The 20,045-nt window shown below is 39.1% G+C and carries 19 protein-coding genes and 1 pseudogene; 17 read left to right on the top strand and 3 right to left on the bottom strand.

The genetic code is table 11. The annotated features are described in order from the left end of the window. Positions 1-29 precede the first annotated feature (29 nt). The 12 genes and pseudogenes from IGI58_RS16795 (at position 30) to IGI58_RS16740 (ending at position 12,214) form a co-directional block, all read left to right on the top strand. Entirely contained in the window at positions 30-956 is a 927-nt protein-coding gene (locus IGI58_RS16795; RefSeq protein WP_087639996.1) for an aspartate carbamoyltransferase catalytic subunit, read from the top strand. A gap of 9 nt (positions 957-965) precedes the next feature. Further along, positions 966-2,249 (top strand): dihydroorotase, encoded by a 1,284-nt coding sequence (locus tag IGI58_RS16790; protein WP_225534020.1) that lies wholly within the window; start codon positions 966-968, stop codon positions 2,247-2,249. 2 nt (positions 2,250-2,251) lie between these two features. Beyond that, positions 2,252-3,331: a carbamoyl phosphate synthase small subunit gene (locus tag IGI58_RS16785; RefSeq protein ID WP_087639998.1), complete on the top strand. Its 1,080-nt coding sequence runs from the start codon at positions 2,252-2,254 to the stop codon at positions 3,329-3,331. After that, positions 3,331-6,513 (top strand): carbamoyl-phosphate synthase large subunit, encoded by a 3,183-nt coding sequence (gene carB, locus IGI58_RS16780; RefSeq protein WP_429952517.1) that lies wholly within the window; start codon positions 3,331-3,333, stop codon positions 6,511-6,513. Before IGI58_RS16785 ends, carB begins: the two co-directional genes overlap by 1 nt. Positions 6,514-6,554: 41 nt before the next feature. After that, positions 6,555-7,337: a dihydroorotate dehydrogenase electron transfer subunit gene (locus tag IGI58_RS16775; protein ID WP_429952518.1), complete on the top strand. Its 783-nt coding sequence runs from the start codon at positions 6,555-6,557 to the stop codon at positions 7,335-7,337. After that, on the top strand, positions 7,334-8,263 hold the full coding sequence (locus tag IGI58_RS16770) for a dihydroorotate dehydrogenase (RefSeq protein WP_429952520.1): 930 nt from the start codon (positions 7,334-7,336) through the stop codon (positions 8,261-8,263). Before IGI58_RS16775 ends, IGI58_RS16770 begins: the two co-directional genes overlap by 4 nt. Next, a complete protein-coding gene (gene pyrF / locus IGI58_RS16765) occupies positions 8,260-8,976 on the top strand; it encodes an orotidine-5'-phosphate decarboxylase (protein WP_429952521.1) in 717 nt (238 codons plus the stop codon). The genes IGI58_RS16770 and pyrF overlap by 4 nt, the downstream gene beginning before the upstream one ends. Then, positions 8,976-9,611: an orotate phosphoribosyltransferase gene (gene pyrE, locus IGI58_RS16760; RefSeq protein WP_087640003.1), complete on the top strand. Its 636-nt coding sequence runs from the start codon at positions 8,976-8,978 to the stop codon at positions 9,609-9,611. Before pyrF ends, pyrE begins: the two co-directional genes overlap by 1 nt. A 10-nt stretch (positions 9,612-9,621) precedes the next feature. Further along, positions 9,622-9,738 (top strand): annotated as a pseudogene (locus IGI58_RS16755) (DUF3788 family protein); the annotation flags it as partial. Between the two features lie 183 nt (positions 9,739-9,921). Then, positions 9,922-10,623, top strand: a complete 702-nt coding sequence (locus IGI58_RS16750; protein ID WP_087640004.1) for a carbonic anhydrase family protein — start codon at positions 9,922-9,924, stop codon at positions 10,621-10,623. A gap of 14 nt (positions 10,624-10,637) precedes the next feature. Next, positions 10,638-11,531: a LysR family transcriptional regulator gene (locus tag IGI58_RS16745; protein ID WP_429952522.1), complete on the top strand. Its 894-nt coding sequence runs from the start codon at positions 10,638-10,640 to the stop codon at positions 11,529-11,531. Positions 11,532-11,602: 71 nt separating this feature from the next. Then, positions 11,603-12,214 (top strand): hypothetical protein, encoded by a 612-nt coding sequence (locus IGI58_RS16740; RefSeq protein ID WP_429952523.1) that lies wholly within the window; start codon positions 11,603-11,605, stop codon positions 12,212-12,214. 46 nt (positions 12,215-12,260) lie between these two features. Here IGI58_RS16740 and hisC read toward each other — a convergent pair whose 3' ends face one another. Next, positions 12,261-13,316 (bottom strand): histidinol-phosphate transaminase, encoded by a 1,056-nt coding sequence (hisC, locus tag IGI58_RS16735; protein WP_429952524.1) that lies wholly within the window; start codon positions 13,314-13,316, stop codon positions 12,261-12,263. 197 nt (positions 13,317-13,513) lie between these two features. On the opposite strand from hisC, the gene IGI58_RS16730 reads away from it, so the two are divergent. Both IGI58_RS16730 and IGI58_RS16725 read left to right on the top strand, forming a co-directional pair. Next, positions 13,514-14,674, top strand: coding sequence for a pyridoxal phosphate-dependent aminotransferase (locus IGI58_RS16730; protein ID WP_429952525.1), 1,161 nt, complete (start codon positions 13,514-13,516; stop codon positions 14,672-14,674). Between the two features lie 286 nt (positions 14,675-14,960). After that, on the top strand, positions 14,961-15,860 hold the full coding sequence (locus tag IGI58_RS16725) for a phosphate ABC transporter substrate-binding protein PstS family protein (RefSeq protein ID WP_087640009.1): 900 nt from the start codon (positions 14,961-14,963) through the stop codon (positions 15,858-15,860). A gap of 65 nt (positions 15,861-15,925) precedes the next feature. Here the strand turns inward: IGI58_RS16725 and IGI58_RS16720 are convergent, their stop codons facing one another. Further along, positions 15,926-17,683 (bottom strand): ATP-binding protein, encoded by a 1,758-nt coding sequence (locus IGI58_RS16720; RefSeq protein WP_429952527.1) that lies wholly within the window; start codon positions 17,681-17,683, stop codon positions 15,926-15,928. Then, on the bottom strand, positions 17,680-18,393 hold the full coding sequence (locus IGI58_RS16715; protein ID WP_087640011.1) for a response regulator transcription factor: 714 nt from the start codon (positions 18,391-18,393) through the stop codon (positions 17,680-17,682). The genes IGI58_RS16720 and IGI58_RS16715 overlap by 4 nt, the downstream gene beginning before the upstream one ends. Before the next feature lie 146 nt (positions 18,394-18,539). On the opposite strand from IGI58_RS16715, the gene IGI58_RS16710 reads away from it, so the two are divergent. Genes IGI58_RS16710 through IGI58_RS16700 form a run of 3 tightly spaced genes read left to right on the top strand, consistent with a single transcriptional unit; the run spans position 18,540 to position 20,042 of the window. Beyond that, positions 18,540-19,016: a DUF523 domain-containing protein gene (locus IGI58_RS16710; RefSeq protein WP_429952528.1), complete on the top strand. Its 477-nt coding sequence runs from the start codon at positions 18,540-18,542 to the stop codon at positions 19,014-19,016. Then, a complete protein-coding gene (locus tag IGI58_RS16705; RefSeq protein WP_429952529.1) occupies positions 19,009-19,653 on the top strand; it encodes an NUDIX hydrolase in 645 nt (214 codons plus the stop codon). The genes IGI58_RS16710 and IGI58_RS16705 overlap by 8 nt, the downstream gene beginning before the upstream one ends. Before the next feature lie 50 nt (positions 19,654-19,703). Then, a complete protein-coding gene (locus tag IGI58_RS16700; RefSeq protein ID WP_087640014.1) occupies positions 19,704-20,042 on the top strand; it encodes a putative DNA-binding protein in 339 nt (112 codons plus the stop codon). The last annotated feature ends 3 nt before the right edge of the window (positions 20,043-20,045 follow it).

The raw sequence follows: 20,045 nt of genomic DNA, 5'->3' as shown, positions 1-20,045 counted from the left end.
TACGCTTTTAATATTAAGGAGGAAAACGAATGATCATCACATCTGAACGTATTAGTCTGAAGCATCTTTTGACCGTTGAAGCACTTAGCGATCAAGAAGTTATGGGATTAATTCGCCGAGCGCAGGAATTTAAGCAAGGTGCATCTTGGCAGCCTGAGAAAAAACAATACTTTGCGACAAATTTGTTTTTCGAAAATAGTACCCGAACACATAAAAGTTTTGATGTTGCTGAGAAGAAACTCGGAATCGAAGTGATCGAGTTTGAAGAAAGCATGAGTTCAGTGAAAAAAGGTGAAACACTATACGATACTGTACTGACAATGTCTGCGATCGGTGTAGATGTGGCAGTCATTCGTCATGGCAAAGAAAACTATTATGATGAACTGATCCAAAGTAAAACGATCCAATGCTCTATCATCAACGGTGGAGACGGTAGTGGTCAGCATCCAACACAATGTTTACTAGATTTAATGACGATTTACGAGGAGTTTGGCTATTTCGAAGGTTTGAAAGTAGCAATCGTCGGTGATATTACACATTCCCGTGTTGCAAAATCAAATATGCAGATGCTAAAACGATTAGGTGCTACGATCTTTTTCTCAGGTCCGGAAGAATGGTATGACAAGCAGTTTGAGGCGTATGGCCATTATATGGAGTTGGATGAGTTAGTTGAAACAGTGGATGTCATGATGCTGCTTCGGGTCCAGCATGAACGACATGATGGATCAGAGATTTTTTCTAAAGAAGAGTATCACCAAAATTATGGATTGACTGTTGAGCGAGCAAAACGATTACAAAAACATGCAGTCATCATGCATCCGGCACCAGTCAATCGTGACGTTGAATTAGCAGATTCACTGGTGGAAGGCATCCAGTCACGAATCATTCAACAAATGAGTAACGGAGTTTATATGAGAATGGCAATTTTAGAAGCAGTATTACACGGAAAGGCTTAGGTGAGCAATTTGAAGACACTGATCAAAAATGGAAAAATCATTAAAAAAGACAATCAACTGATCTCAGCAGAAATTTGGATCGAAGATAAAAAAATCAAGGCGATCGGAACGACTTTTGATGAAGCCATGTTCGATGAAGTATTTGATGCCAAAGGCCAATTGATTACACCAGGTTTGGTGGATGTCCATGTTCATTTAAGAGAACCAGGCTTTACCTATAAAGAAACGATCGAAACGGGGAGTAAATCTGCTGCAAGAGGCGGCTTCACTACTGTTTGCGCTATGCCTAATCTAAATCCAGTACCAGATACACCAGAAAAACTACAAGAAGTTTATGACATCATTCATGAAAATGCTGTGGTCAAAGTGCTGCAATATGCACCGATCACAGAAGAATTACGCAGTGAAACACTTACAGATCAAAAGGCCTTGAAAGAAGTTGGTGCATTCGCCTTTACCAACGATGGGGTTGGCGTACAAACAGCAGGTACGATGTACTTGGCAATGAAAGAAGCAGCCTCATTAGGAATGGCGCTGGTTGCTCATACAGAAGATGAGTCATTATTGTTCGGCGGTGTGATGCATGAAGGTGAAATATCAAAAAAACTAGGATTACCTGGGATTTTAAGCTCTACTGAAGCATCTCAAATTGCACGAGATGTTGTGTTAGCTGGTGAAACTGGTGTCCACTATCATGTCTGCCATGTTTCAACAAAAGAAAGTGTCCGTGTGATTCGTGATGCCAAACGTGCAGGAGTTCACGTAACAGCGGAAGTTTCACCACATCATCTAATTTTGATAGATGAAAATATCCCAGAGGATAACGGCTTTTGGAAAATGAATCCACCGCTTCGTGGGACAGAAGACAGAGACGCCTTGATCGAAGGATTACTGGATGGCACGATCGATTGTATTGCAACGGATCACGCACCTCATGGGTTAGAAGAAAAAAATCAAACATTTTTGAAAGCACCGTTCGGCATCGTTGGCAGTGAAACAGCTTTCCAACTGATCTACACTCATTTTGTTGAAACAGGAAAATTCACTTTAGAACAAGTGATTGACTGGATGGCTGTAAAACCTGCAGAAATCTTTGGATTAGATGCAGGTACACTAACGATCGGAAGTCCGGCAGATATCGCTGTTTTTGATTTAGAACTTGAAGAAGAGATCGATGACAAGCAGTTTGAATCAATGGGTGTGAATACTCCATTCGTTGGCTGGAAAGTAAAAGGGAATACATTAATGACTTTTGTTGATGGAAAATCAGCATGGTCTAAAGGAGATGCGTAGATTTGAAGCGATTATTGATACTGGAAGATGGCACAGTTTTTGAAGGAAAAGCTTTTGGTGCTGATGTAGATGTTGTTGGTGAGGTTGTTTTTACCACAAGTATGACAGGATACCAAGAAACCATTACTGACCAAAGTTTTAATGGTCAAATCATTACATTTACTTATCCAATGGTTGGAAATTACGGTGTCAATCGTGACGATTATGAATCGATTTCTCCTACCTGTAAAGGTGTAGTTGTGAAAGAGCATGCTCGTCTAGCTTCAAATTGGCGTGAGCAAATGACACTGGATGAGTTTTTGAAACGAAAAGGAATTCCTGGGATTTCTGGTATCGATACGCGTGCCTTGACAAAAAAATTGCGGTCAGCTGGAACAATGAAAGCTGGTTTTATCGATGCAGGTGATGATTTAACACATGCATTTGATCAATTAAAAGCAACTGTCTTACCGAAAAATCAAGTAGCACAGGTTTCGACGACGAAACCTTATCCTAGCCCAGGAATCGGTCGTAACGTGGTCGTAGTGGACTTTGGTTTGAAACATAGTATTTTAAGAGAGCTATCAAAGCGTCATTGTAATTTGACCGTTTTGCCTTACAATACGGATGCGGAAACGATTTTAGAGTTGTCACCAGACGGTGTGATGTTGACAAACGGACCGGGTGATCCAAAGGATGTACCGGAAGCGATCGAGATGATTCAAAAAATCCAAGGAAAAGTGCCGATTTTTGGCATCTGTTTAGGACACCAACTTTTTGCTTTAGCAAATGGGGCAGACACTTACAAAATGAGATTTGGCCATCGCGGATTAAATCATCCTGTTAGAGAAATCGCAACTGGAAAAATCGATTTCACCTCACAAAACCATGGTTATGCGGTCGATGAAGCAACAGTAGACCCAGAGAAATTAATGGTGACACATGTGGAGGTCAATGACGGTTCAGTAGAAGGTGTCAGACATCGTCAATATCCAGCATTTACTGTTCAATATCATCCGGATGCTGCACCTGGTCCGCATGATGGATTGCACTTATTTGATGAATTTATGGAATTAATGGATGCATGGAAGGAGCAAGACTAATGCCAAAAAGAACAGATATCAAAAAAATTATGGTGATCGGTTCCGGTCCGATCATCATTGGTCAGGCAGCAGAATTCGATTACGCTGGTACGCAGGCGTGTCTTGCTTTGAGAGAAGAAGGATATGAAGTTGTTTTGGTCAACTCAAATCCTGCTACGATCATGACTGATAAAGAGATCGCCGATAAAGTTTATATTGAACCTATCACATTAGAATTTGTTTCGCGGATATTACGTAAAGAACGTCCAGATGCGTTGTTACCGACACTAGGCGGTCAAACAGGCTTGAATATGGCAATGGAGCTAGCTGCTTCAGGTATTCTGGATGAATTGAATGTTGAACTGCTTGGTACAAAATTGAGTGCAATCGATCAAGCTGAGGATCGAGATTTATTTAAACAATTGATGGAAGAATTGGAACAGCCGATTCCCGAAAGTGAAATCGTCAATACAGTTGATCAAGCAGTAGCTTTTGCAAATAAAATCGGCTACCCGATCATCGTTCGACCGGCCTTCACGTTAGGCGGCACAGGTGGTGGTATGTGTGATAATGAAGAAGAGCTTCGAATCATCGCAGAAAATGGGTTGAAATTATCACCAGCAACGCAATGTTTGATCGAAAAAAGTATTGCCGGCTACAAAGAAATCGAGTACGAAGTGATGAGAGATTCAGCTGACAATGCGATCGTAGTCTGCAATATGGAAAACTTTGATCCAGTTGGGATCCATACGGGGGATTCGATCGTTTTTGCACCAAGCCAGACACTATCTGATTACGAGTACCAAATGTTGCGCGATGCTTCCTTAAAGATCATTCGGGCTTTAAAAATCGAAGGTGGCTGTAACGTTCAGCTAGCTCTTGATCCGCATAGTTTCAATTATTATGTGATCGAGGTCAATCCTCGGGTATCACGCTCATCTGCATTAGCAAGTAAAGCCACAGGTTATCCAATCGCTAAATTAGCAGCTAAAATCGCAGTTGGACTTACTCTGGATGAGATGAAAAATCCAGTTACAGAAACCACTTATGCCGAATTTGAACCAGCTTTAGATTATGTGGTAGCGAAAATTCCTCGCTGGCCATTCGATAAATTTGAAAAAGGGGAACGTCGTCTTGGCACTCAAATGAAAGCTACAGGCGAAGTCATGGCGATCGGTAGAAATATTGAGGAATCTCTGTTAAAAGCTGTTCGATCTCTTGAAATCGGTGCATATCATAATGAGTTAAAAGAAATCGAGCAAGTGACGGATGAGTTTCTGACTGAAAAGGTTGTTAAAGCTCAAGATGATCGTCTGTTCTATTTATCTGAAGCGATTCGTCGCGGCTACACAATTGAAGAATTAGCAGAGCTGACAAAAATCGATCTCTTCTTCTTAGATAAACTTCTGCATATTTATGAAATCGAAACAGCGTTGAAAGAGAACGTCAAAGATCTTGAAACACTAAAAGAAGCGAAGCAAAACGGCTTTACAGACCGAAAAATTGCCGATCTTTGGCAAGTGACAGAACAAGAAGTCACTGACTATCGTCATAAGGAAAAAGTTTTACCTGTCTATAAAATGGTCGATACTTGTGCGGCTGAATTTGAATCACAAACACCTTATTTCTATAGCACATATGAATTTGAAAATGAAAGCCTGCGTTCTGAAAAACCATCTGTTTTAGTTTTAGGATCAGGACCGATCCGAATTGGTCAAGGAGTGGAATTTGACTATGCAACGGTGCACTCTGTAAAAGCCATTCAAGCAGCCGGTTTTGAAGCGATTATTATGAATAGTAATCCAGAGACCGTGTCAACTGACTTTTCAATTTCAGATAAACTGTACTTTGAGCCACTGACCCTGGAAGATGTCATGAATGTCATCGAATTAGAACAACCAACTGGCGTGATCGTTCAATTCGGTGGGCAGACAGCGATCAATCTAGCCGAGCCCCTTGTTAAGCAAGGAGTCAAGATCTTGGGTACATCGATCGAAGATTTGGATCGAGCTGAAAATCGTGACTTATTTGAACAAGCTTTACAAGAACTTGATATTCCACAACCGCCGGGAGATACAGCGACCAGTGCGCAGGAAGCCGTAGCTGTAGCTAATAAAATCGGTTATCCAGTCTTAGTTCGACCAAGTTATGTATTGGGCGGACGAGCGATGGAAATTGTCGAAAATCAAAAAGATCTAGAAGATTATATGGCAAATGCCGTAAAAGCTTCACCGGAGCATCCAGTTTTAGTCGACAGCTATCTTTTAGGGAAAGAATGTGAAGTCGATGCGATCTGTGACGGGGAAACAGTGTTGATCCCAGGAATCATGGAGCATATCGAAAGAGCCGGCGTTCATTCTGGCGATTCAATGGCTGTTTATCCGCCTCAAACTTTGTCTGCGGAAATCCAGCAAACCATTGCAGATTATACGAAAAAATTAGCGTTAGGGCTAAACTGTATCGGGATGATGAACATTCAATTCGTTATTCATGAGGAAAAGGTCTATGTTATTGAAGTCAATCCTCGTGCAAGTCGCACAGTACCATTTTTAAGTAAAATCACAGGTATTCCAATGGCTCAAGTGGCAACAAAAGCAATCTTAGGTCAAACTTTAAAATCTCTAGGCTATCAAGATGGACTTTATCCTGAAAGCAAGCAAGTACACATCAAAGCACCTGTCTTCTCATTTACTAAACTGCAAAAAGTTGATACCTACTTAGGGCCTGAAATGAAGTCGACAGGAGAAGTCATGGGGTCAGATGTTAGCTTAGAAAAAGCTTTATACAAGGCTTTTGAAGCATCAGGACTACATTTGCCAAGTTATGGTGCGGTGTTGTTTACGATCGCTGATGAAACAAAAGAAGAAGCATTACATTTAGCGAAACGCTTTAATGACATTGGGTATAGTCTGATTGCTACTAAAGGTACCGCTGAGTATTTAAAAGAGCACGGTTTATTTGTTAAAACAGTTTCTAAGATCGATCAAGACAATGACGAAACGGTCCTCGATCTTATTCGAACAGGTGAAGCACAGGTCGTTGTCAATACCATGGACAAAAATCGTTCTGACCTAAATCAAGATGGCTTTTTGATTCGTCGAGAAGCAGTTGAACATGGCGTTCCACTATTTACTTCATTAGACACTGCGGAAGCAATTCTTAAAGTTCTAGAATCAAGAGCTTTTTCTACTGAAGCTATCTGATTTTAGAACTCAATATATAATCTTTCAAAGGAGTAGAAAACATGAAACAGGAAATAATGACGATCGTTTCACAAAAGCAACTAGCTCCTAGAATTTTTCAAATGACGTTGACAGGTGAGCTTGTCAATGAAATGAAAAAGCCAGGTCAATTTATCCATATAAAAGTGCCCCGAGCAGACCTTCTTTTGAGAAGACCGATCAGTTTAAATCAAATCGATCAACAAGCTAAAACTTGTACGATCATTTATCGGACCGAAGGAGACGGCACTAAAGAATTTTCTATGATGACATCAGGTGATAAGCTTGATGTCATGGGCCCTTTGGGTAATGGTTTTGATGTCGATTGCTTGAATGAGGGACAAAAAGCTTTTGTAGTTGGCGGAGGAATCGGGATTCCACCGATGTATGAATTATCAAAGCAGTTGAAGCAGCGAGGCGTGGAAGTCATTCATTTTTTAGGGTATGCTTCTAAGGAAGTGGTTTACTTCGAAGAAGAGTTTCTTGAATTAGGTGATACTCGCTTTGCAACAGATGACGGTTCGTTTGGCGTGGAAGGTAATGTTGGTAATCTTATTCTAGAAGCAATCAAAACAGAGCAGCCGGATGCTGTTTATGCTTGTGGCGCGAATGGAATGCTGAAAATGATCGCTCAGGTTTTTCCTGATCAACCAAATGTTTTCCTATCTTTAGAGCAGCGTATGGCGTGTGGAATGGGCGCTTGCTATGCTTGTGTTTGTCATGTGCCGGATGATGAAACTGGGACAAAAAGTGTGAAAGTCTGTGACGAAGGTCCGATTTTCAGAGCAAGTGAGGTGGTTTTATGATGAAAAATCCATTAGCTGTAACTATTCCTGGCTTAGAGCTGAAAAATCCAATTATTCCAGCAAGTGGCTGTTTTGGTTTTGGTGAAGAATATGCTAAATATTACGATCTAGGAAAATTAGGATCGATCATGATCAAAGCTACAACACCGCAAGCTCGTTTTGGTAATCCGACACCTCGTGTAGCGGAGACGCCGAGCGGTATGCTAAATGCTATTGGCTTACAAAATCCAGGACTGGACGTTGTTATGAAAGAAAAGCTTCCAGCCTTAGAAAAGTACGACCTGCCAATTATCGCTAATGTAGCTGGCGCTTGCGAAGAGGATTATGTCGAGGTTTGTAGTAAAATTGGTGAGGCTGTCAATGTGAAAGCAATTGAACTAAATATCTCTTGTCCAAACGTCAAGCACGGGGGGATCGCCTTCGGGACGGATCCTGATGTAGCATTCCAATTAACACAAGCAGTAAAAAAAGTAACAGAGGTTCCGATTTACGTTAAATTATCCCCAAATGTTACTGATATTGTCCCCATCGCTCAAGCCATCGAAGCTGGAGGAGCTGACGGTTTTTCAATGATCAACACGTTGTTGGGAATGCGGATCGATTTAAAAACGCGTCAACCGATTTTAGCCAATCAAACAGGTGGATTATCCGGTCCTGCAATCAAGCCGGTTGCAATACGATTGATCAAACAAGTATCACAAATCTCTGATTTACCGATCATTGGTATGGGTGGAGTTCAAACAGTCGATGATGTTTTAGAAATGTTTCTAGCTGGTGCAAGTGCCGTTGGGGTTGGAACTGCTAATTTTACTGATCCGTATATTTGTCCTAAATTGATTGAAGATTTACCGATTAGAATGGCGGAATTAGGCATCGAATCGCTTGAACAGCTAATTAAAGAAGTGAAGGAGGCAAAAAATCAATGAGTCAAAGACCGATCATCGCCTTAGATTTTCCTTCAAAAGAAGCAGTCGAAGTCTTCTTATTGAAATTTCCATCAGAGGAATCTTTATTTGTAAAAGTAGGGATGGAGCTTTTTTATCAAGAAGGGCCTGAAATTGTTCGCTGGTTGAAGTCCTTAGGGCACTCTGTTTTCCTAGATTTAAAACTTCACGATATTCCTAATACAGTAGAGAGAGCGATGACTGGATTAGCTAAATTAGGAGTAGATATAACAAATGTTCACGCGGCAGGCGGGATCAAGATGATGAAGGCTGCTAAAGAAGGATTGAAAAAGGGGACCGCAGCTGGTCAGGATGTTCCGATCTTGATCGCTGTGACTCAACTGACTTCAACGAGTGAGACAGAAATGCATCAAGATCAATTGATCGATGTCTCCTTAAAAGAAAGTGTGATTCATTATGCTGCATGTGCTGAAAAAGCTGGACTAGATGGAGTTGTTTGCTCAGCACTGGAAGCAAAAGCTATTCATCAAGCAACCAGTGAGGCCTTTGTTTGTCTAACACCGGGCATTCGTCCAAGCGGCAGCGCTATAGGCGATCAACAACGTGTAGTGACTCCAAGCGAAGCAAGAAAAATTGGCGCAACATTTATCGTGGTGGGAAGACCGATCACTCAAGCCGATCGACCTTATGAAGCTTATCAAACAATCAAACAAGAATGGAATGGAGAATCGTAATGACTGAATTAGCAAAAAGAATCGCCAAAGATCTATTAGAAATTGAAGCAGTTTTCCTAAGTCCAAACGAGCCGTTTACATGGGCAAGCGGGATCAAAAGCCCAATTTATTGTGATAATCGTATTACGATGAGCTATCCAGTTGTTCGTAAAGAGATTGCACAGGGATTAGCGGATAAAATCAAAGCAGACTTTCCTGATGTAGAAGTGATCGCGGGCACAGCTACTGCTGGGATTCCTCACGCTGCTTGGGTAGCAGATATTTTAGACTTACCAATGGTCTATATCCGTAGTAAAGCTAAGGCACATGGAAAAGGGAACCAAATTGAAGGCCGCATTTTCAAAGGGCAGAAAATGGTTGTGATCGAAGACTTGATTTCAACAGGTGGCAGTGTGTTGGAAGCAGCATCTGCAGCTGCTCGTGAAGGAGCTGATGTGTTAGGAGTTGCAGCAATTTTCACGTATGAGTTACCAAAAGGGATCGAGAATTTTACTGCTCAAAACACGAAGTTAGTTACGTTGACAAATTATTCTACGTTGATCGATGCAGCGCTGGAATCAAATTATATCGAATCTACGGATGTTTCTCTTTTACAGGATTGGAAAAAAGATCCTGAAAATTGGTTAAAAAAATAAGTAAGAGAGGTTGAGACAGAAGTGTTTAATCCCGAGAAATAAGAAAGAATTCATGAAAATTGTTTTCCAAATTTTTGTGAATTCTAGCTTATTTCCGAAGGGATTGCTTCTGCTCTCACCGTTTATCTGGATTTCAGGTGTCCGGGGTTTGACTCGCAGAGTTTTCTCCCAGACACTTTTTATTATTATAAGCTTTTGCTATTTTATGCTATACTTTGACTATTAAAAATTTAAAGCAACACGATAATAGTGAATTACATGTCTATTAGTGATAGAGTCATTCAAATGAAAAATCAGAAGGTGGGGTTTGATGAAAAATATTCGAAACATGGATGTAGAATGGGGATATACAGGAGATACAGGGCCGGAGCATTGGCATACGCTTTGTGATTGGTTTTCACTTGGAGCCAAATATCCATATCAATCACCTGTAAATCTATCCAAAACACTGATTAGTGAAAATAAAGCGAATAGAGAGATTACTTTTTTTTATAAAAATGAAGAATTTACAGAAAAAGAATTTAAAAATACCTTTCACTTTGTACCGCCAAATACAGAAAGTTATGTTATTTTTGAAGAAGAAAAGTATTATCTAACGGATATCCATTTTCATACACCAAGTGAGCATACATTTGATGGAGAACATTGTCCATTAGAATTTCACCTAGTGCATATGAATAATTCGGGAGAAAACTTGGTCGTAGGTTGTCTATTTACGATCACTAAAGAAGCGAATAAGTTTTCTAAAGATCAGAAAGCATTTATTTGGGAAACGGAAACCCATCAGCAATGGTTTGATCCATCGATTTTTTTACCTGAAAAAAAATCTCATTTTCACTATCTTGGGTCGCTAACGACTCCGCCAACAAAAGGACCCGTGCATTGGTTTGTTTTTGATACAGTTCAGAAGATGGACCATGATTTTTTCCAACGAATAGATGAAGGAATGCTGCCATTCAATAATCGGCCTGTTCAAGAACTAAATGGTCGTAAAGTTTATTTTACGGAATAAAATGGAGGACCAAAATGAATATTCAACAAATGAAATATGTCGTTGCTGTTGCTAATAATGGCAGTTTTAGGGAAGCAGCTAAAAAAATGTTTATCACTCAACCTAGCTTGTCTAACGGAATTCGTGAGCTTGAAGATGAAATTGGGGTAAGTCTGTTCATCCGAACGAATAAAGGAGCTTCTTTGACAGAGGAAGGCCTAGTTTTTTTGGAGCATGCTGAGAAGGTTTTGACCCAGATGGAAATGCTGGAGAATCGTTATCAGGAAGTCACAACGAGTGAACGGTTTTCGATTTCTTCTCAACATTATGATTTTCTTGGCGTGGTCATGGGGAATGTGATCAAGCAGTTTAAAGAGCAATACAAAAATTTTCGTGTATTCGAGACAACGACGTTAAAAGTCATTGAAGATGTAAAAAGTTATCATAGTGAATTAGGGATCATTTATTTAAATCATCAGAATCAATCGGGAATCGAACGCTATCTTGAACAAGCGAATTTAACCTATGATGTTGTTGGAAGTTTTAAGACCCATATTTTTGTGAGCAATGATCATCCTCTAGCGAAGATGAGTGAGATCTCATTAGAGCAGTTATGCTGCTATCCTCAGGTGCGTTTTACGCAAGAAGGAAGTAATTTTGCCTATTTTTCGGAGGATTTGATTGAAAATCAAGAGCAGGAAACGGTGATTTACACAAATGATCGAGGGACTTTGATGAATCTGCTGGTAGAAACTGATGCATATGCGTCTGGTTCAGGGGTTGTGACTGGATTTACAAAAAAGGAAATTCGGCTGATCCCGCTTGCCGATAGCCCAGATAATAAAATTTGTGTACTTTATCAGAAAAATAAAAGCATTAGCCAAATCGGTCACTATTTTATTCAAGAACTGAAACGATTATTCAGCTAAAGTTGCCAGTACACTCTAAATAGTCTATACTTATTTTGGTATATTTTATTGAAATAAAAGGAGTGTAACAAATGAAAAAAATGGGACAGGCAGCGCTGGTCATTGCTTTAGGATTTGTTTTATCTGCATGCGGCACAACATCGCGTGTGGAAAAAGCAAACAAAAATTCTGAAAAGAATGAACAGACTGACACATCAAAGGCACCAGTTAAAGCGTCTGAGTCAAGTAAAGCGGACGCGGAAAAGAAAACGATCGAAACTGAAAATGGAGATTTTTCTGTAGTACTGCCAGATGGTTGGGAAGAGATCGAACCTACAGAATTGAATGATGATGCGGATATTGCGTTAGAAAATGACAAAAAAATCATGTATGCAGCTGTTTTAAGTGAATCAGCTGATGACTATGATGGATTCGATAGTTTCAAGGAGGCAATCGATTTCCACCAATGGTTGGAAGTAGATGACGAAACAGAACAAGAAATCAATGGAAATGGCTGGAAAGGTACACGCTATCTGATCACAGCGAGAATTGATGGCATGCGCGCTTATTATGTGTATGATGTCGCACAATCTGATGCGGGTCACTATGTTCAGAAAATGGCTTGGACGATGAATAGCAAAAAAAGTAAGAATGGAAAAGAATTGGAAGAAGTTTTAGATTCTATTCAAGATATATCTAAATAAAAAAATAGCTTGATGCACGCCTTTCAGCTGCTTCAAGCTATTTTTTTTATCGCAATTGAGATAAGTAGTCTTTGATAATTGTTAAAACGGATGCCATTTCTTTCTGAGTGCCGATCGAAATTCTCAAATAAGATTGCAAACGCTCAATAGTAGGAAAATAGCGAACAAAAACATCTTGTTCTTCTAAATGTCGATAAAGGTCACTTATCTCGAGTTTGGGATGTGTCGACAGAACGAAGTTCGTTTTTGATGGTAGAGAATCAAAACCTACAGCATGCAGTTCTCTAATGAACCACTCTCGTGTTTGGCAAATTTTTTCTGTAATCTTGTCATAATAGTCTGTATCTTCAATAGCAGCTGTGGCCAATGTTTCCGCTAGTAGATCGACCGAATAAGGATTGAAAGAAGACTTGATACTTTCAGCAATACGGATATACTGAGGATTTCCAATAGCATAACCAACACGTAGACCAGCTAAAGAGTTCGCTTTTGATAAGGTTCTGACGATAATGAGATTTGGATGGTTTTCTAGCAAGGTAATAGCTGATTTTCCAGCAAAATCAATATAGGCTTCATCAACAATTACGATAACATCGGCAGTTTCTGACAATAGCCTTTCAATGGCTTCGAGTGGTTGAAATAGTCCAGTAGGTGCATTAGGATTGGCTAAAATAATTCCGCCGTTGTTTTGATGATAGTCATCAAGATCAATACTAAAATCTTTCTTCAATGGAATTTCTTTGAATGGGATATGAAATAAGTCTGCCCAAACTTTATAAAAACCATAAGTGATTTCTGGAAAAAGCAGTGGATCTGGACTATTGAAAAAAGCTAGAAAACAAAATGCCAGTACCTCATCTGAACCATTACCGATCAAAAAATGTTCTGGAGATAATTTGAATTTATCACTCAAGACTTTTTTTAGCTCAAAATTATCGACGGAGCTATAGCGCTTCAATGATTCTGGATTGAAATTTTTTAAAGCTTCCGTTACTTTTGGAGAAGGCGGATAAGGATTTTCATTGGTGTTTAGTTTGATCATATCCGAATAATTTGGCTGCTCACCTGGAACATAGGGTGTGATTTTTCTGAGTCCTTTCATAAACATAACTCCCTTCATTTCTTATTACTATAAAGAAGCAAAGAAGGTTTCGCAAGTGCAATCTGAGAATTTGAAAAGAAAATACACTTTTTTTAAATACAAATTTCATTTTGTAAGAGAATATGCTATGATAATTCCATTGATAAAATAAGCCGTATGAACGGTTTGGGCATTTAAATAGAGAAGGGGAGAAGTTCATGGATTTAACTAAAAGATTCAATAAACAAGTATCTAAAATCGCTGTATCATTGATTCGTCAGTTTGATGAGCAAGTGTCATCGATCGATGGAATTTTAAAACTAACGTTAGGTGAACCTGATTTCAATACACCAGAGCATGTAAAAAAAGCGGCACATGACGCTATTAATGACAATTTCTCTCACTACTCAGGTATGGCAGGGTTGACTGATGTTCGAGAAGCAGCCGCATTTTTTATGAAAGAGAAGTATGGTGTGAGCTACCAAGCGACTTCTGAGATTTTGGTAACTGTAGGTGCAACAGAAGCGATTTCGGCAAGCTTATTGGCGATCTTGGAGCCAGGAGATAAAATCTTGATGCCTGCTCCGATATATCCAGGTTATGAGCCTGTGATCACTTTAGCAAATGCTGAACCAGTGTATATCGATACGAGACCAAATAAATTTGTTTTAACTCCACAAATGATCGAAGAAGCTATGGCAGAGCACGGGGATCAAGTGAAAGCAATCATCTTGAATTATCCAAGTAATCCGACGGGGGTCACTTATACACGTGAAGAAGTGAAAGCAATTGCTGATGTAGTAAAAAAATATCCAATATTCGTTATCAGTGATGAAATTTATAGTGAGCTGACGTATGAAGACGAACATGTATCTATTGCAGAATTTATTCCGGAGCAAACGATCCTGATCAACGGATTGTCAAAATCCCATGCTATGACCGGTTGGCGGATCGGATTTATCTTTGGACCCGAAGAATTGATTGCAGAGATCATCAAGGTCCATCAGTATTTGGTTACTGCAGCTTCTACGATTTCACAAAAAGCAGCTGTTAGAGCGCTTGTCGAAGGTATCAATGATGCTTCTGTGATGAAAGAAGAATACCGAGAGCGTCGTGATTTTGTTTATGAACAAATGACAGGATTCGGGTTTGAAGTTGCTAGACCAAATGGCGCTTTTTATATTTTTGCTAAAATCCCAGACGGTTATGAGCAAGACTCTATGAAGTTTTGTGTTGATTTAGCGCAGAAACAAGCAATCGCAATCATTCCTGGTATTGCTTTTGGAAAAGAAGCAGAAGGGTATGTTAGAATCAGCTACGCGGCTGATATGAGTACCTTGAAAGAAGCTATGAGACGTATTGGTGCTTATATAAAATAAATGAGAAGCTAATAGAGAATCTTATGTAAATCGTTTAGGTTCGAGCTTTTAGAAAAGAATGAATAGTAGGATATTTATATTCTCTGTTTTTTCCAATCGCTAAAGCACCTGACTTCTGATCAGTGTTAAGGACAAACCAGTTTTTAGGCTTGTCTTTAACACTTTTTTATTTTTCACTTAAACAAAACCTTTACACTCCTTTACGAATTATTTACAAAACATTGGATTAGAATTAACACTCCGCTGTTAAACTAAGCTTGTAACTAATTGAAAAGGAAGTGCAGAAATGAAGAAACCTTTATTATCAGCAATTGTTTTGAGTGTAGGACTATTAATCGCAGGTTGCGGCAGTCAAGGCGCAGCAACTAACGAAAGCAGTAATAAAAGTAAGGAAAGCAACGATCAACCAGTTAAAATCGTAGCAGTCGGTTCAACGGCTTTACAGCCGCTAGTTGATGCAGCAAAAGATCAATTTATTTCTGAACATCCTAATTATACGATCTCTGTTCAAGGCGGGGGCAGCGGAACAGGACTCTCTCAAGTAGCTGATGGCGCTGTGACGATTGGTAATTCAGATGTTTTTGCAGAAGAAAAATCTGGAGTTGATGCGTCAAAATTAGTCGATCATCGAGTTGCAGTAGTTGGTATGGGACCTGTTGTTAACAAAGAAGTCGGCGTTAAAAACGTGACAAAACAGGAATTGATCGATATTTTTACTGGAAAAACGAAAAATTGGAAGGAACTTGGAGGCAAAGATCAGGAAATTGCTGTGATCAACCGCCCAAGTGGAAGCGGAACGCGCGCAACATTTGAAAAATGGGGACTGGATGGAGCGACAGCCGTTCAATCACAGGAACAGGACTCATCAGGAACTGTACGTCAAATCGTTGCCCAAACTCCAGGAGCAATCAGCTATCTTGCTTTTTCTTATATGGATGACTCAACGATTGCTTTAAGCGTAGATGATGTTAAGCCGACGGAAGAAAATGTCGCGGATAACTCTTGGAAAATCTGGTCTTATGAGCATATGTATACAAAAGGCGAGCCAGATAAAGAAGTCAAAGCCTTTTTAGATTTTATGTTGGAAGAAGATGTTCAAAAAGGAGTGGTCAAAGAATTAGGTTACTTACCGATCACAGATATGAAAGTTGAACGTGACGTTTCAGGAACGATCAAAGAAAAATAAATATTTCCCCCTAGAAATAGAAAAAATCAGAGAGAAAACTTGTGATCATCAAGTTTTCTCTCTGATTATTTTTTTGGTAAATAGACGGTAAAGGTCGTTCCTAAACCTAAATGACTGTCGATGGTCACTTTGCCGCCAAGTAATTCAGTATAATTTTGCACGATCGATAAGCCTAAGCCAGTCCCACCGGAATGACGACTTCGTGCTTTGTCTACACGGTAGAACCGCTCAAAAATTCGTTCTTGATCCTTTTGACTGATCCCAATTCCAGTGTCTTTCACCATAAAGTAAAATCTATCTGTAAAGCCAAAATCAATGGTGATCGTTTCATCGATTTGTGAGTACTGAACAGCATTTTCAATAAGATTTTTTGCGATAGGATAAAAAAGTTCATATTTTGTTGTATAGGTTATATGTTTTGAACCGCTGATTTGGATCGTCAGATTCTTTTCTTTGATCGTCTTGCGATAAGATCGTAGAATTTCTTCTGTAAACGGGAAAAGCTCAATGATTTGATCATCATAAGTGATATTTTTGCCATCACGAGAAAGCTGCAATATTTCTTGGATCAACTGTTGTAGACGTAAAGCATCTTTTTCCATGATTTGTAAAAACTGAGTTAATGTTTCAGGATCATCTTTCGCACCATCTAGTAAAGTTTCAGTGAAACCTAATAGAGAAGTGACTGGCGTTTTCAATTCATGAGAGACATTACTGACAAAGTCTTTTTGCATCTTTTCCAATTGTCTGACACGCGTCAAATCATAAGCGATTCCTAGCACTTGGTAATTATTACCGTTTTCTTCTATAAAACGTAAGGACATATCCAAAATGGTCTCATTCAAGCTCTCAGCTAAAGAAATCTCTTGATGAAGAGTCGTCTTTTCAGTAATTACTTGGTGAATCAGGTGGATCAATGCAGGCTCTTCGATCACATCAAAATAATCTTTGCCGACAGCATCCGGTTGGATATTCAAAATATCCAGCATTTTTGGATTGACCAACTGTAATTTTCCTTCGACATCAATAATAAAAACGCCGATCATCAGTTCATCTAGTAGTGCATGAAATTGTTCTTCAGTTGAAGTATAGGCTAAATAGGTCTGACTCATTTGCTGGCTGATAAGATTGACCGTTTGGTAAAGTTCATTCCATTCAGGAGAATCTTGGATGATCGAACGGGCTTCATCAGGGTATTTGACGATTTTTTTCAATACAGGTAAGACGGTGACTAGTGGTTCATTTTTCTGCTGAAGCAGGACAAAAACAAACCCAGTGATAATGATAAATAAAATGCCTAAAGTTAGTAAAATATACCGTTTGAATGATTGTATACTGCTCGAAAATTGGGTTGTTTCTTCTGACATACGAATGATCCCAACTAGATCGCCATTTTTCTTCACGGGAAGTGCAAGGTAGAGCAACTCCTTATTTAAAGTGGCGCTTTTACGCAGAGCAGAACCGAAGTCAGCACCTGAAAGAACCGCTTTGATCTCAGGCCGGTTTTTTCTAGAGTCATGTAATTTTGTGTCTACACTGTCATAGAAGATATCACCTGTGTTATTCATTAGACTCAATCGTTCATTCTCATCAGTCAAATAGTGAGCAACTAGTGTTTTTTCCTGAGAAGTAAAAGCCTGCTGAGTGAAAACTTCAGGAGATAACTGATCTAAAAGCAGCGTTGCTTTCTTTTGCAAATATTCTTCCTGTTGTGTCAATAATTCCTTTCGGAAAAAATAGTTCGTCAGAAAAATACTGCCAACAAAAAGAGCCAGCATCATAAGTATGACTAAAAGATATTCAAAACGTTGCCGCTTTTTCATTTTTTAGGCTCCTGAAAACGATAGCCAAATCCTCTGACTGTGACTAAGTAAGCCGGATGCTTCGGATCAATTTCGATTTTATCCCTTAAATGGCTCACATGGACATCTACTATACGGCTTTGCCCTGCAAAATCATAATTCCAAATACGATCAAGCAATGTATCACGATCGATCACACGATCTTTACGTTTGATAAAGTAAACCAATAATTCAAATTCTTTTGGTGTCAATTCGATTTTCTCACCACGAACAGAGACAGCATAGTTTTGTTCATCGACCATAATGTCTCCTATGATCAATGGTGCTTTCACAGGTTCACTAATGTCCTCTTTCTTTTCAACTGTTGGTTTCAATCGTCTGAAAATGGCTTTCATTCGTGCTAAAACTTCTCTAGGGCTAAAAGGCTTAGTTAAATAATCATCTGCACCGATTTCCAAACCGATGATTTTATCTACTTGATCATCTTTTGCAGTTAAAATCAAAATAGGGGTGTCGATTTTTTCTCTTCTCAAGGCTTTTGTAATTTCCAGCCCATCCATATTCGGCAGCATGACATCAAGGATAATAAAATCAAATTGATTGGTTGAAGCCAATTCAAAACCTACAGCTCCATCAGTGGCACTTATAACTTCATACCCGTCTTTTTCTAAATTGAAAGTTAACAATGTGACGATCGAAGGTTCATCGTCAACCACAAGCACTTTTTTCATTCGTTTAGCTCCTTTTATATGGAAAATCAATACAACGCTATTTTATCATAAATCAGCAACGATCAAAAACTTTAAGGAATGGGTCTAATGCTACATTCTGGTTCAAAGAAATGGTATAATAATAAAGATTGAAAAGAGGGGAAGAAATGATCGGAATCAGTGCATGTTTGGGTGGTATTTGTTGTCGATATGATGGTCAGTCTAAAGAACTATCTTTTTTAAAAGAATTAGTTGAAAAGAAAGAGGCAATGCCTATTTGCCCAGAGGTTTTAGGTGGATTGCCGATTCCAAGAGAGCCGGCCGAAATAACAGGTGGAGACGGTTTTGCTGTTTGGCAAGGACAAGCAAGCGTGTTGACAGTATCGGGTGAAGATGTGACCGAGTGTTTCAAAGAAGGGGCAAAAATTGCGTATCAAAAACTTCTAGAACATCAAATCGATACATTGATCGTTAAAGAAGATAGTCCTTCTTGTGGATACAGAAGGATCTATGATGGTACGTTTTCCGGAAATAAAATAGCTGGTATTGGTGTTGCGACGGCTTATTTTATTTTGAACGGGATCAGCGTTGTATCAGAAAATGAATGGCAAACAATTGTACAGCATGAGGGATCAAATGGCTGAAATGGAAATACTAAAGATTTTTGATAAAGATTATCAGCAATATGGGACAGCGACCAGAGAACGTGCGCATCGAGAAGGTTTGTGGCACGAAACCTTTCATTGTTGGTTTTATACAATGGAACAAGATGAAGTAATCATTTATTTTCAGAAACGTTCACCTAAAAAGAAAGACTTTCCTAATCAGTTGGATATCACAGCTGCTGGGCATCTTTTGGCGAATGAAACTGTTTTAGACGGTTTTAGAGAGGTCAGGGAAGAATTAGGTGTGGAGATTTTACCTGAGGAAGCAGCGTTTTTAGGTGTTTTTCCGGTGAGCATAAACTTAGGAACCTTTATCGATAATGAATTTACGAATGTTTATCTTGTGCAGCAAGAAATCAAGATAGGAAGTTTTACTTTACAGGAAGAAGAAGTTGAAAGTTTATTTTGTGTCCCGCTTTCTAAGTTAAAAAGAATGCTGGCTGATCCTACTTTAAAGGTTGCCTTAACAGGCTATCACCAAGAAAACTATCAACAAACGATCACACGAGCAGTAGTATCAAAAAAAGATTTCTGTGCAAATGCGGAAAGCTACTATGAGGCACTGGTCGAAATTTTTGAAGAAATCCAAGGAAATCACTTGAGAACTATTGACTAATTCCCTTGAAATCGGTAACCTAAAAGGGATTGAAGATAGGAGCAGCAATTATGGAAATTGAAAAAACCAATCGAATGAATGCTTTATTTGAATTTTACTCCACATTGCTGACTGAAAAGCAAATGAATTACATGGAGATGTATTACGCTGATGACTTTTCTTTAGGTGAAATTGCTGAAGAGTACGATGTCAGTCGTCAAGCCGTTTATGATAATATCAAGCGAACAGAAAAAATATTAGAAGAATATGAACGGAAGCTTCATTTGTTTTCCGATTATGTCGTACGTGGCGAGTTATTGGATGCACTTAAGAACTATGTGAGTGAAACCTATCCTAAAGATATAACGATTGCAAATTATATAGAACAAATACAAGAAGTAGAGGAATGAGAG

Origin of the sequence: Enterococcus sp. AZ020, from assembly GCF_050499205.1 — a bacterium.
GTDB classification, from domain to species: domain Bacteria; phylum Bacillota; class Bacilli; order Lactobacillales; family Enterococcaceae; genus Enterococcus_L; species Enterococcus_L dunnyi.
The sequence above is the reverse complement of the archived record's forward strand: the minus strand, read 5'-3'. Positions and strand labels throughout refer to the sequence as shown.